Below are 12577 nucleotides of genomic sequence, written 5' to 3' on the forward strand. Positions count from 1 at the left end.
CTTCGACGGCTTCCCGAGGAGCGGGCTCTCAGCGGCTCCCGACCCTGCCGAGCGCCCGCAGTACGGGCGAACGGCCCGCCCGGGGCACCGTCCACAGCACCTGGCCCTGGACTCCCCACCCGGCCAGCAGGGCGTTGGCGGCCAGGAATCCGGTCGTCGCGGCGCGTTCCATGAGGGCCACGGGCAGGTCGCAGCGGATCGCGTCACCGGCGAGTGTGACCTGCGGGTGCGGGGTGGTCACGGTGGGCCGCCGGGCATGGGAACCGACCGGGAAGAGCGGGCAGTCGGACCGCCATTCGTGCCGGGCGTCCACGATCCGTGCCCCGCGTGTCTCCGGATAGACCTGGTGCAGCCGGTCGACGAGCCGGGCCTGTACGGCGTCGGGCCGCGCGTCCTCCGCAACGGCGTAGGCGTGCAGTTCCACCACCGAGCCGGCGTTACGGGACGACCATCGGGCCGCCTCGTCCTCGTAGCGGTCCAGGACACTGATGTTGTCGAGGCCGTCGTAGCCGCTGGTGCCGAGGAACGCGGCGCGGTCGGCGCGCACCGGGCGGTCGAGCCAGAGCCGCGAGACAAGGAACCGCGGTGCGGTGCGCAGGCCGGCGACGTCTTCGCGCCAGGTGGCCGTGCCCAAGTCGGGTGACGCCGCGACAAGTCCGCGCAGGGCGCCGGCGTCGAGGGCGAGCACCGCCGCCTCATGACGGTCCACGGCGGTGTCCGTCCGCACGTCCACTCCCCCGCCGTCGCGCGGCTGGACGGCGCGCACCGCCGTGCCGGTGCGGACCTGTGTCCCGAGGCTCCGGAGGTACGCGCCGAGCGGGTCCCACAGCGCCTGGGGGAAGGGAGCGGTCGGTACGTCGAAGAGCAGGCCTTCGGACGAACCGAGGAAGTAGATGTGGAACATCAGGAGGAGTTCCGCGGCGGACAGTTCGCGTGGATCGGCGAAGAAGCTGCGGGAGAACACCTCGAACGCCAGATGGTGCGCCGCTTCCGGGAAGCGGACGCTTTCGAGGAAGTGCGTCGCGCTGACCGAGTCGAAGCGCTCGTAGACCTCGGGGACGCGGACGTCGAGGAGTGGCAGCGCGGCTCGGGCGTCCATCGCGGCGAGGTCGCGCCAGCCGAACGTGGGGCTGAGGGCGACGAAGCCGAGGGCGCTGAGCGGTGGTGTGCGCGGTACGCGGGCGAAGCTGTCGGTCAGCCCGCCGCTGTGCCGCAGCGGGTAGTCGGGCAGCGGCCGGAGTCGGTCGAGGGCCGGATCCGTTCGCCGCAGCAGTCCACGGAGGTTGTAGTACTGACGGAAGAAGGCGTGGAAGCCCCGGCTCATGGTGGCCTCGCCGCCGTCGGCCAGACGGGTTTGCCAGCCGGCTAGCCGGCCGCCGAGGGACTCCTCCCGTTCGTAGAGGGTCACGCGGGCCCCTCGTTCGGCCAACAGGGTGGCTGCGGCGAGGCCGGCGATTCCCCCACCGATCACGGCGACACTCGGGGTGTCCGCGGAGGCGAACCGTTTCAGGCCGGGCGCGGGCATCACGACCTCGGCCTTGCGGTCCCGGCCCCGCCGGGCTACCTGTCGCGGCTCGTTCACCGTGCGTACTCCGTAGTGGCCGCCGGGCCCTCCTGGGCAAGGAAGGTGTGCACGATCCCGGTCTGCCAGCCGGCGACGGGCAGGGCGCGCACGGCCGAGAATCCGGTGCCTCGCAGTCGGTCGCCGAACTCGGGGACGGTGTCGAAGTCGAGAACGCTTCGCCACAGGTGGCGGTACAGGTCGCGGTCACCGCTGACAGTCCCCGCGGGCATGATCACGCCGCGGCAGACCGCCGTCCACAGGGCGCGGTGGACCGCGGAACCGCTGAGGCTGTACTCGTGGACGGCGAGCCGTCCGCCCGGACGCAGCAGACTCCGAACGGTCTTGAGAACGGCGTCCGCGTCCGTGACGTTGCGGAGCAGATAGGCGGCGAACACCGCGTCGTATGGCCCCTCGTCCGCGGCGGCCAGCGCCTCGGCTGTCATGTGCTGGAAGCGCACGCGGTCGGGCCAGGGTTTGGACTGTGCGCGAGCCAGCATGCCGGACGACGCGTCGACGGCCGTGATCCGGGCGCGGGGAGCGGCCCGGAGAAGGGCCCGGGTGGAGGCTCCCGTTCCGCACCCCAGGTCGAGCACGTGCAGACCCGCGCCGTCCCGGGGCAGCCGGAGCCGTCGCGCCGAACGCAGAAGATCGGTGCGGTATCCCGGGTTGAGGCCGGTGAGGCGGTCGTAGCTGTGCGAAGCGTGGTCGAAGGCGAGTGCCAGGTCGTGGTCACGCAGGAGGGTCATCGGTGGCTCTCTTTGATGTGTGGGACTGGGTGGGTTCGGCGCCGCAGGAAGGGGAGTTCGACGGTCGTCCGGAGCATGGGGCCCACGGGAGTGCGCAGTCCGATGCCCCACTCCTCCCAGGGTGAGGTGCGCCCGTCCAGGAAACGCAGCAGCCGCTCCGGCGGAACGTGGCGGAACAGGCCGGTGAAGAAGGCGGGGCCGTCGATCCGGCCGGTGTCCAGGGCCCGCAGCAGGATCGCGTCCATGGCGAGTACGCGCCGCGCGTGCGGTCGGGGCGCGACCGCACGGCCGTCCCGCAGGGCGGCGGCGATGGCCCGGCTCTGCCGCTGCACAGCGGCGAAGGTGTAACCGGTCGCCGGGCGGGTGGCGCCACCGGCCGTCCCGATCCGGGAGACGGCTGTGCCGATCCGGCGCGGGAAGCGCGCGTCGGTCATGGGGATCACCCCCTGCTCCGCCCTCTCGACGGTGAACGCACCGAGCTTGAGGATCTCCCGGCTGTAGTGCCCCAACGCCGACTCGTACGCCGCACGGGTCAGCGGGGTCCGGGAGAACTCGGTGTACTCGACGAGCGCACGGTCCGGCGCGAGCGGCAGTACGTATCCGAAGGCGAGGCCGTGGCGCGGCTGTGGCACCCGGAAGTCCATCAGGTCCGCGACCGCCGGATCGAACCGGTCCGTGTCCGTGTGCACGAACCAGCCGCGGAAGTGCTGCAGCAGTTGTGTCCGGGCCGGCGGCAGGGCCCGCAGGGGCCGGGAGTCGAACACATGGCGGGCATGGAGTGTCAGAGAGCTGCCGTCGGGGGCCGTGCACCTGACTTCCGCTCCCCCAGGGGTGTCGCGCACCGTGTCCGCCGTGGCGCGCACGATGCGCGCACCGGGCGACCCGGCGATCCTGGAGTGCGCCCATCGCTCGAAGTCCGTGGAACGGAGCATGCGGTAGCGCAGCGGGGAGGGATCCACGGTGATCACGCCCCCGTCGGCGCCGTGAATACGAAGCCTCGACCAGGAGGCGGCCAGCGCCTCGTCGAGTTCACCGGTGTCCGCGTCCCAGTAGCACCAGGTCCGCTCGGGCGCTCGCAGCGGACCGTCCGGCGCTTCCACCAGGGTCACGGTCATGGATTCGGCCGTCACCAGGCGCTGCGCGAGGCTGAGTCCGGACGCGCCGCCGCCCACGATGATCACGTCGGACAGCTCGTCCGGAACGTCCGGAACGTCCGGAGCCGGAACGTCGGAGCGCCGGGTCACCGGGCGCGCCGTTCGACGAGCGGTGTTCCGTCAGGAGCCGTGCGCAGCAGCTCGGCGTCGGCCGCCATCGCCTCCGCGACAGCTCTGACGACGTCACGCGGATCGCCTCCCGCGGGCAGCGGCGGGGGCGTGCCCACGACGGCACGGTCGGCGAAGCCCGTGTCCAGGTGTCCGGGCCGGACCTCCAGGACCCGGATGCCCGCGGTACGCGCCTCGCGGCGCACGGCGCCGAGCCAGGCACTCAGCGCGGCCTTCGAAGCGCTGTAGTCGGCCATTCCCGCCTGCGGGCGCTCGGCGACCACACCGGTGAACGCGACGATCATGGAGCCGGGTTGCATGATGGCGAGGGCGGCACGGAAGAAGGCCGCGGGGGCGAGGACGTTGACCGCCATCACATGCTCGGCGACCTCGTCACCGACCACCGCCGCTTCTCCGAAGGCGACCGTCCCGAAGACGGTCACCACGGCGTCCAGCCCGCCCAGGGCGTCCACGGCGCAGGCCACGGCGCGGGCGCAGGAATCGGGGGCGTACGCGTCGAACAGGACGGTCGGAGCGCCCTGGCAGTCCTCGGCGGCGCGGGCGAGGCGGGCTCGGTCCCGTCCTGCGAGGGCCGGGCGCGCACCGCGGCCCACGAGCTCCGCGGTGAGCGCGCCGCCGAGGACACCGGTGGCTCCGGCCACCAGCACCCGCGCGCCGTTGATTTCCACGTCTCTTCTCCCGATCACGAGGCAGGCAGGCCGCACCCCCTCTCACACCAGTGGTTCCGTGCGCCGGCGGCCCATGGATGCGCCGGACAAGGATCAATCGAAGTCAACCGCAAACGATGTCGCTCGGCGCGTCGCCCCGCACGAGTGGCGGCATCACTGCTGTGTCTGTTTTCGTCCCGGATCCTCCCCCAGCCCGGCGTTCCGTGCGCGGGCCACCGCCTCGGCCCGGTCGCGGACGCTGAGCTTGGTGAAGATGTGCGAGATGTGGTTGCGGACCGTCTTCTCCGCGAGGAACAGGCTCCGTGCGATCCGTTGGTTGTTGTGCCCCCGGGCCAGCAGGTCCAGCAGGTCCAGCAGGTCCAGGATCTCCCGCTCCCGGTCGGTCAGTTCGGGGAAGGCGCAGGGGGCGGCCGGTCCTGCGGGCCGGGTGAGGAAGGCCGTGAGCCGGTCGGCGACACTTCCGCTGAACACGGCACCGCCCATGGCCACCGTCCGGACCGCGTACAGGATCTCCGAGCGGCCCGCCAGTTTCACCAGATAGCCACGGGCCCCGGCTTTGAGAGCCGCCAGGACGGTGGGGTCGTCCTCGGACATGGACAGCACGAGGACCGGCACTCCGGGCAGTCGGCGGATGGCGTCGAGGCCGCTCATGTCGGGCAGTCCGAGGTCCATCACCACGAGATCGGGACGCAGTTCGGTGGCGAGCCGGATTCCCTCCTCACCGGTGGCGGCCGTGGCGACCACGTCGATGTCGTCGGTGGCGGACAGGGCCGCGGTGATGCCGTCCAGAAAGACCGGGTGGTCGTCACAGAGCACGACGCGCAGGGCCATCGCCGTACCGCCGCTCAGTCCAGTGTGCGGGGCAGTCGGGCGTACACCCGGGTGCCCCGCACCCCGTCGTCGCGGGCCCCGGTCGTCAGCGCGCCGCCGATCTCCTCGGCCCGCTGGGCCATGGACCCCAGCCCGACACCGCCGGACCGTCTGCCGTCCCCGGCGACGTCCCTGGTCCCGTCCCGGATCCCGTACCCGACACCGATGCCGACGCCGATGCCGATGCCGTCGTCCACGATCTCCAGGACCAGGTGCTGGTCGTCCACCGCAAGGCTCAGCACGGCGGTGGACGCCCGGGCGTGCTTGACGACGTTCGTCAGCGTCTCCGCGGCGATGCGGTAGGCGGCGACCTCGCAGGCCGCCGCGAGCCCCGGCACCACGTCCGGAATACGGGCCTCGACGCGCAGCGCCGGGTGCGCGGCCCGCAGCGTCAACCGTCGCAGTGCCTCCGGCAGTCCGTGCTCGTCCAGATCCGGTGGTCTGAGCCCGTCCACCAGCCGGCGCACCTCCGTGATGCTGTGCAGGGTGTCGGCGCCCGCGTCCCGCAGCAGGCCCCTGATCTGCTCCTCGCCCGCCGAACCGACCTGTTCGGCCGCTGTCTCCAGCCGAAGCCGTACACCTGCCAGGGTGGGGCCGAGCCCGTCGTGCAGATCACGGCGGATCCTGCGGCGCTCCTCCTCCCTGGAGGCCACCACACGCTCCCGGCTGGCGCGCAGTTCCTCGCGCAGACCGAGACCCTGGACGAGTGGCGCCAACTGGCCGCCCACCACATCGAGTACGGCCGCGTCATGGGTGTCGAGGCGGCGCTGCCCCGGCCGCAGCAGCACGCCCAGCCGGCCCACGGTCTCGCCCTGGTGGGACAGTTCGACGACGTGGTGCGGCGCGGCCTCGTCCGGGTCGAAGGGAACGCCCGCGCGCGCCAGTTCCGTGTCCCCGTGCCGGGTGTGGGCCCACAGCACGGCACCCGGCATGCCCAGCCGGGTCACGACGGTGTCGCACACCGTCCGGGCGACCTCGTCGGCGGGCATGCGGCGGGCCAGACCGTCGGAGAGGGCGTGCAGCATCTCGTACGGTTTCGCGCGGCGGCCGTAGAAGAGCAGGTCCACGATGCGCAGCAGGAGAGTGGCCGCGGGGCGCAGGGCGAGGGCGGCGAGGGCGGAGGCCAGCGCGGCATCGGTGACCTGGGATCTGCCGGGCAGCGTCGAGAGGATCTCGTAGAGCCCGCGGTAGCAGTAGAAGAGCCCGAGGACCAGCGCGAGGGCGACGAGCGCGGGGCGCAGGACGCGGTCGAGCGCGGTCAGGTCGTGCGGTACCACAGCGGTCACGGTGCCGAGGGCGAGCGCGGCGGAGGCCGGACCCAGCATCAGCAGGTACATCCAGTGGGGCGGGTCGCCGCCCTGGCCGAACTCCTGGGCCTTGTCGGCGATCTGGACGCCCCAGTAGACGCCGTAGCAGACGGTCATGACCGCGAGCTGGCGACGGGCCAGACCGCCGGCCCGCCACATCCGCCACCCCAGATCGGCCAGCACGGCGACGGCGAAGAGCCGCGGCATCCAGATCACCGGCTCGGTGATCGCCTCCCACCACGGCAGATGACGTGCCACGGTCGCGTTGGACCACGCCGCGTCGCGCGAACGCAGCCCGTACCAGGCGATGGGTGCGAGGTAGAGCGCGTACACGCCTGCCATCGCGGTCACGGCGAAGCGCCAGCCGCGCGCGGGTCCGACACCGGCCGGGAACCACAGGGGCAGCACGGCGAGGGTTCCGTGCAGGCCGAGGACGGCGACTCCCATGATCAGCCGCTGCCAACCGATGTGGAGGTGCCCGCCCACCCCGTCGAGGCCGCCGAGTCCGGGAGACGTCCGCTGCAGCATCACCGCGACGGTGAACAGGCCCGTGGCCGCGGAGACCGCGAACAGGCACCGCGCCAGGGGAGCGAGCGTGTCCGAACGACGTAGCACCACAAGACCGGAGGCGAGGAAGCAGCAGGCCAGGGCGAGATTGCGGCCGACTCTCCACTCCTTGTGGGCGAACTGACCGAGGTCGCCCGTCGTCGCGATCAGCACGAGTGCGGCGGCGACGAGCGCGACGCAGACGCCCAGCGCGCAGCGGTCGACGAGGGGGCCACGGGCGGCGAGCGCCGGGGCAGGCCGCAGTGGCGCGGGGGCGGGCCGAACGTCCTCGTCCGGTGGGGCGGGTGGGCCGCCCGGAGAATGTGATGACACTCCGTAGTCATGCCTACGCACAGCTACCGGTAATCCACCCTCACGGTGCTTGCGGGAGCGCCGGGAGGGCGCGCACGACCGGGACCGGGCGCCGGGCGACATCGGGGCGCCGGGCTCAGGCGCCCGGGACAGCGGGCGCAGCACCGTGGATCACGAAGCACCCACGGCGCCCGCCACCGCAGGAGCGCCCCCTACCGGCCGGAGGCCACCATGCCCACGCTGTACACGCCCTTCCGGGGCACCTACGGAATCGTCCGCGGTTTCACCGGCAGTGACTACCGCCGGCACCACACGGGGATCGACTACCGCACCCCGCACGGCACCCCGATCCTCGCCTCGGCGGCCGGCACGGTGGTCAAGTCGGTGGATCTCACCTATTCCTACGGCCGCTTCATCGTCGTCGCCCACGCCGACAGGACGTTCACGGTCTACGCGCACCTCTCCCTGCGCCAGGCCGCACTGGGGGCCCGGGTCGTGGCGGGCCAGCGGATCGGCCTGTCCGGGAACACCGGCAACTCCTCCGGCCCCCACCTCCACTTCGAGGTACGCAGGGGGCGCAACAGCTCGGGCGCCTCGGTGAACCCGCGGCCGCTGCTGCGGGGCAACCCGCCGGTGGCCACGGCGCTCGCCGAACTGCCGGAGACGGCCGCGACGGCCGACCTCACCGAACCGACCGGCCTGATCGACCTGGCCGACCTGGCCGACCTGGTGGATGAGCCCGACACGGCCGAGGCGGCCGGTGACGTGCCCGCCGCCGGTCCCTGCGGCAGCACGGGAAGCGACATCGAGGAGGAGGAGCAGGCGGCGCAGGAACAGGCGGCGGAGGCGGAGGGGACGCTGCCGTAGCCGCGCGGCCGTCGGCCGACCTGTCGACGGCCGACCCGCCGGGGGCCCCGCCTCGGGGCCCCCGGCCCGCGTCCGAACCGCTTCAGCCGACGGATTTGATCGTCTTCATCGTGAGATGGGAGGTGAAGCGCAGGACGCCGGGAAGCCCGGCGAGCTTGCCGGTGAGGAACGCCTCGCAGGCGGCGTGGTCGGCGACGGCGGCGCGGATGAAGTAGTCGGGCCGGCCGTACATACGGCGGAACTCGATGACCTCCTCGTACGACGCGACGGTTTTTTCGAAGTCCTCGAAGCTCTTGCGGTCGTTGGCGTAGATCTCGACGTCGATCAGGACCTCCAGGCCGCGGCCGAGGGTGGCGGGATCGATCAGGGCCCGGTATCCGGTGATGACACCGGCCTCCTCCAGACGCCTGACGCGGCGCAGGCACGGCGGCGGGGTGAGACCGACCCGCTTGGCGAGCTCGACGTTGGTCAGGCGGCCGTCTTCACGCAGGTGAAACAGAATTTCACGGTCTGTCGAATCGAGTACCACTTCATTGCTCACTCTGCGACCCTACAGCCATGATACGCAACCAAATAAGGTCACTTCTTGCCTAAAATGTCTCCATGCGAATACGTCCTGCCGACGCCGTTCCTGCGGTGCGACCTGACCCCGGCCTCGTGGGCCGGGCACCGTCCGAGGCGCGAGCCGCCTTCCGTGCCTCGCTCTCCGTGGGTCTGGGGTTCGTACCGCTCGGTCTGGCCTTCGGTGCACTGGTCGTCCAGTCGGGTCTCGGCTGGTGGTGGGCCGGCCTGTCCGCCGTGGTCGCCTTCGGCGGCTCGTTCGAGTTCCTGCTGATCGGCCTCGTCGTCGCGGTGGCTCCGCTGGCGTCGGTCGCCGTCGCGGCGCTCATGGTGAATCTCCGGCACGTCTTCTACGCCCTGTCGTTCCCCCTGCACCGGGTCGAGGGCCGCCTCGGGAAGGCGTACAGCACTTTCGCGCTGTGCGACGAGGCGTACGCGCTGGCCTCCACCGAGCAAGCACGCTCCTGGCCCGGTCCGCGCGTTCTGTGGATGCAGTGCTACCTGCATCTGTACTGGGCCGGGAGCGCGGTGGCCGGAGCCCTGCTCGGCTCTCTCATCCCCGAGGGCGTCACCGGTCTGGACTTCGCTCTGACCGCTCTGTTCACCGTGCTGGCCCTCGACGCCCTGCGGGAGCTGCGCGGTGACCTGCCGGTCCCGCTGCTCGCCGCCCTGAGTGCCCTCGTGGCCCGGGTCCTCTTCCCTGGGGAGATGTTGCTGGTCGCGTTCGCCCTGTTCACCTCGCTCCTCATGGCCCGTCGGCTGATGACCACCGGGAGGCCGAGCCGTGCCTGACACCGAGTACGCCGTCGCCGCCGTCCTGGTCACCGCCGCCGTCACCTGGGCGCTGCGGGCCCTGCCGTTCGCCGCGCTCGCCCCGCTACGGGCCAGCAGTACGGTGCGGTACCTGAGCACGCGCATGCCGGCCGGCGTCATGATCATCCTGGTCGTCTACTGTCTCCCCGACCTTCCGATGACCGAGGCCCGTACGGTTGCCCCGCTCGCCGCGCTGACCGTCACCGTCGGCCTGCACCTGTGGCGCCGCAACGCGCTGCTCAGCATCCTCGGCGGCACCGCCGTCCATGTCCTGCTGACGAGCGCCCTCCTCACCTGAGCCGTCGACCACCCTGTCCCCCCCTCCCCTCCCCCGTCCGCACTGCTCGTAAGGAACACGCCCGTTGAACACCGGCAGCTACTTCGAACGCATCGACGACCACCGCTACAAGCCCACCCCGCACGCGGGCGGAGCGTGGGACGCCGACGAGATGCACGTCAGCCCGCTCGCCGGCCTCGTCGTCCACGCTCTCGACCGCCACCTGGCCCGCGATCGGGACCGCGGCCGGGACAACGGCCTCGTACTGTCGCGGATCAGCTTCGACATTCTCGGGCGCCTCGCTCTCGACGAGTGCGAGATCCGGATCGGGACCCTTCGGCCGGGCCGCACCATCGAACTGGTCGAGGCCGTCGTTCACATCGCCGGCCGCCCCGTCGTCCAGGCGCGCGCCTGGCTCCTCGCGTCCGGGGACACCGCCGCCGTCGCGGGCGGCGCGGGCGACCGGCTCACACCGCCCGATGCGCTCGGCTCCTGGCCGCTGACCTCGGTGTGGCCGGGCGGCTACATCGCCTCCCTCGACGTCCGGCCGGTCGCGCCCCCTGAGCCGGGCCGTGCGACCGTGTGGCTCACCACCGGCCTGGACCTGGTCGCCGGTGAGCCCGTCAGCCCGCTCGCCTCGTACGTCGCCCTCGTCGACACCGCCAACGGCATCGCCGTACGCCGGCCGCCCAGCGCCTGGATGTTCCCCAACGTGGACCTGACCGTCCACCTCCACCGCCGGCCCGAGGGCCGCTGGACCGGCCTGGACACCACCGTCGTCTTCGGCCCCACGGGACAGGGCGTCACCAGCACCGTCCTCCACGACACGGCCGGCCCGGTCGGACACGCCCAGCAGATCCTGACGATCCGCCCTCAGCCCTCCTGATCGGGCGGGGTCAACTGCGGCCGTGCCCGTACCCGGCCCGGCGCGCGACGGCCCCTGGGACGGGCCGCCGTCGCGGACGACCCCGACCGTGCGGAGAAGGCCCGCCGGTTCGCGGATTGTGTGCAGTCGCGACTTCCCGCGCGCCACCCCTCACGCGACGGTCTCGGCCGGCGGGGGCCTCGTCGCCGATCACCCCACCACCGAAGCTGTACGGGCGGCCGGCGCCGCCGCCCCGGTCGACGCCGCTTCCGCCGACGCCTGGCAGGGCGCCCGCGAGCGCTTCGCCAGGTTGCCGGGCCGCGGCGATCCCGGCCGTACCGAGGCTGCGGCCCGGCATCCGGACGACCTGCGGCGTATCGCCGACCTGCCGGGCAACGAGCGTGAACCGGGCGACGCCCGCCACGCCTGGCGCCTGCGGCTCCGGGACCTGCTGGAGGACCACCCGGACGCCGCCGTCGAACCGCGGTCCGCGATCGCCGGGCTGCCCCCCGCCGGGGCCTCCCTCCGCCGCCACGAACCGTCAGGAGAACCACGCGCAGGACCACGGCACCGTGCACGCGGTCCTGAACGGCGACCTGACGGTCCACCGCACGCGACCAGCACCGTCGGACGGCTGAGACGTGTGCGCCCGCGTCCGTACGGGAGCCTCGGTCGTCCGCCCGCAGGCATTCGACGGGGAACAGCGGGAACATGGGGTGTATGACAAAGCATGATGACGACTCGCACACGCACCACGCGCCCGGATCCCAGCCGAGCGTCCGCCCCGGTTCCGATGAACCGCAGACGATCCCGGTGCCGACGCCTCCCGTCGCACGGGACAGCGGTCCCACGGACCCGGATGACCTCGCGGACGAGGACGCCGAGCCGGAGCAGCCCGCCGCCCACGAAGACCCGAGGACCGCGTCGAAGGACGACTGACCCCCTGCCGGGGGTGTGCTGGAAACCAGTGACACATGGTGCCGGGCCGGGCCGGTGCTCCCGTCGGGAGCACCGGCCCGGCCCGCCTTGCTGCTTCAGTCGGCGCTCGGTTGCCGGGTCGTCCATGACGTGAGGATGCGCAGGGAGTCATGGGAAGGGCTGCCGGGTTCGGCGGTCAGGACCATCAGGCGCTGGCCCGAGCCGTCAGGGCCGGCCCAGGTGTCGCAGTCGAGGGTGAGGTCGCCCACCAGGTGGTGACGGTAGTGCTTGGTGCCGTAGGCGGCGCTGTTGACACGGTGTTCGGCCCACCATCTACGGAAGTCGGCGTCCTGGAGGGACAGTTCGCCGACGAGTCGGGCGAGGTCGGGGTCGTCGGGGTGACCCGCGGCCTCCATACGCAGTGCGGCGACGGCATCCCGGGCGTCGTGGGCCCAGTCCAGGTGCAGTTGCCGGACCACCGGGTGGGTGAAGAGCAGTCGCAGGTAGTTGCGCCGGTTGGCCGGGACGGCCGCGAAGTCCGTGTAGAGGGCTGCGGCGGCGGGGTTCCAGGCCAGGATGTCGAGGCGTTCGCCCAGGACGAGCGCGGGGGTCCCGGTGAGCTGGTCGAGCAGGCGTCGCATGGCCGGACGCAGGCGTTGGGCGGGCCGGCGGCGGGGCGGGTGGGCGTCGGCGCGGCCTGCGAGCTCGTAGAGGTACTTCTGCTGGTCGTCGTCGAGGCGCAGCGCGCGGGCCAGGGTCGTCAGCACGGGCACGGACGCCCGGACGCGGCCCTGCTCCAGCCGCGTGTAGTAGTCGACGCTGATGGCGGCGAGCCTGGCGGCCTCCTCGCGGCGCAGCCCGGTGACCCTGCGGGCGGAGTCCGTCTCGGGAAGGCCGCACTCCCGCGGTGTCAGCTGGGCCCGGCGGGCCTTGAGGAAGACGCCCAGTGCCCGGGAGTCGGAGTCCGAAGTCATGTTCCC

Annotated in this window: 13 protein-coding genes; 5 read left to right on the forward strand and 8 right to left on the reverse strand. The window is 72.5% G+C overall.

From position 1 onward, the window contains the following. Positions 1 to 28 precede the first annotated feature (28 nt). The 6 genes from C6Y14_RS00950 to C6Y14_RS00975 form a co-directional block, all read right to left on the reverse strand. A complete protein-coding gene (locus C6Y14_RS00950; protein ID WP_107015111.1) occupies positions 29 to 1525 on the reverse strand; it encodes an FAD-dependent oxidoreductase in 1497 nt (498 codons plus the stop codon). A gap of 53 nt (positions 1526 to 1578) precedes the next feature. Further along, a complete protein-coding gene (locus C6Y14_RS00955) occupies positions 1579 to 2310 on the reverse strand; it encodes a class I SAM-dependent methyltransferase (protein WP_107014487.1) in 732 nt (243 codons plus the stop codon). Beyond that, positions 2307 to 3554, reverse strand: a complete 1248-nt coding sequence (locus tag C6Y14_RS00960) for a lycopene cyclase family protein (protein WP_107014488.1) — start codon at positions 3552 to 3554, stop codon at positions 2307 to 2309. The genes C6Y14_RS00955 and C6Y14_RS00960 overlap by 4 nt, the downstream gene beginning before the upstream one ends. Next, entirely contained in the window at positions 3551 to 4261 is a 711-nt protein-coding gene (locus C6Y14_RS00965; RefSeq protein ID WP_107014489.1) for an SDR family NAD(P)-dependent oxidoreductase, read from the reverse strand. The genes C6Y14_RS00960 and C6Y14_RS00965 overlap by 4 nt, the downstream gene beginning before the upstream one ends. Positions 4262 to 4414: 153 nt before the next feature. Then, a complete protein-coding gene (locus tag C6Y14_RS00970; protein ID WP_199854583.1) occupies positions 4415 to 5092 on the reverse strand; it encodes a response regulator in 678 nt (225 codons plus the stop codon). Between the two features lie 14 nt (positions 5093 to 5106). Continuing rightward, on the reverse strand, positions 5107 to 7317 hold the full coding sequence (locus tag C6Y14_RS00975; RefSeq protein ID WP_107014490.1) for a sensor histidine kinase: 2211 nt from the start codon (positions 7315 to 7317) through the stop codon (positions 5107 to 5109). A 210-nt stretch (positions 7318 to 7527) separates the two neighbouring features. On the opposite strand from C6Y14_RS00975, the gene C6Y14_RS00980 reads away from it, so the two are divergent. Further along, positions 7528 to 8163, forward strand: a complete 636-nt coding sequence (locus C6Y14_RS00980) for a M23 family metallopeptidase (RefSeq protein ID WP_107014491.1) — start codon at positions 7528 to 7530, stop codon at positions 8161 to 8163. A gap of 82 nt (positions 8164 to 8245) precedes the next feature. Here C6Y14_RS00980 and C6Y14_RS00985 read toward each other — a convergent pair whose 3' ends face one another. Continuing rightward, positions 8246 to 8704 (reverse strand): Lrp/AsnC family transcriptional regulator, encoded by a 459-nt coding sequence (locus C6Y14_RS00985; protein ID WP_107014492.1) that lies wholly within the window; start codon positions 8702 to 8704, stop codon positions 8246 to 8248. A 62-nt stretch (positions 8705 to 8766) separates the two neighbouring features. On the opposite strand from C6Y14_RS00985, the gene C6Y14_RS00990 reads away from it, so the two are divergent. From C6Y14_RS00990 to C6Y14_RS01010, 4 genes are all read left to right on the forward strand, one after another. Further along, on the forward strand, positions 8767 to 9516 hold the full coding sequence (locus tag C6Y14_RS00990) for an AzlC family ABC transporter permease (protein ID WP_107014493.1): 750 nt from the start codon (positions 8767 to 8769) through the stop codon (positions 9514 to 9516). Then, a complete protein-coding gene (locus C6Y14_RS00995; RefSeq protein ID WP_107014494.1) occupies positions 9509 to 9835 on the forward strand; it encodes a branched-chain amino acid transporter permease in 327 nt (108 codons plus the stop codon). The genes C6Y14_RS00990 and C6Y14_RS00995 overlap by 8 nt, the downstream gene beginning before the upstream one ends. A gap of 64 nt (positions 9836 to 9899) precedes the next feature. Continuing rightward, complete coding sequence (locus C6Y14_RS01000) at positions 9900 to 10700, forward strand: thioesterase family protein (RefSeq protein WP_107014495.1); 801 nt, start codon at positions 9900 to 9902, stop codon at positions 10698 to 10700. Positions 10701 to 11399: 699 nt separating this feature from the next. Next, positions 11400 to 11618: a hypothetical protein gene (locus C6Y14_RS01010; protein WP_107014497.1), complete on the forward strand. Its 219-nt coding sequence runs from the start codon at positions 11400 to 11402 to the stop codon at positions 11616 to 11618. 95 nt (positions 11619 to 11713) lie between these two features. Here the strand turns inward: C6Y14_RS01010 and C6Y14_RS01015 are convergent, their stop codons facing one another. Continuing rightward, positions 11714 to 12571, reverse strand: a complete 858-nt coding sequence (locus C6Y14_RS01015) for a helix-turn-helix domain-containing protein (protein ID WP_107014498.1) — start codon at positions 12569 to 12571, stop codon at positions 11714 to 11716. Positions 12572 to 12577 lie beyond the last annotated feature (6 nt).

The organism is Streptomyces dioscori, from assembly GCF_003024195.1.
Classification (GTDB): domain Bacteria; phylum Actinomycetota; class Actinomycetes; order Streptomycetales; family Streptomycetaceae; genus Streptomyces; species Streptomyces dioscori.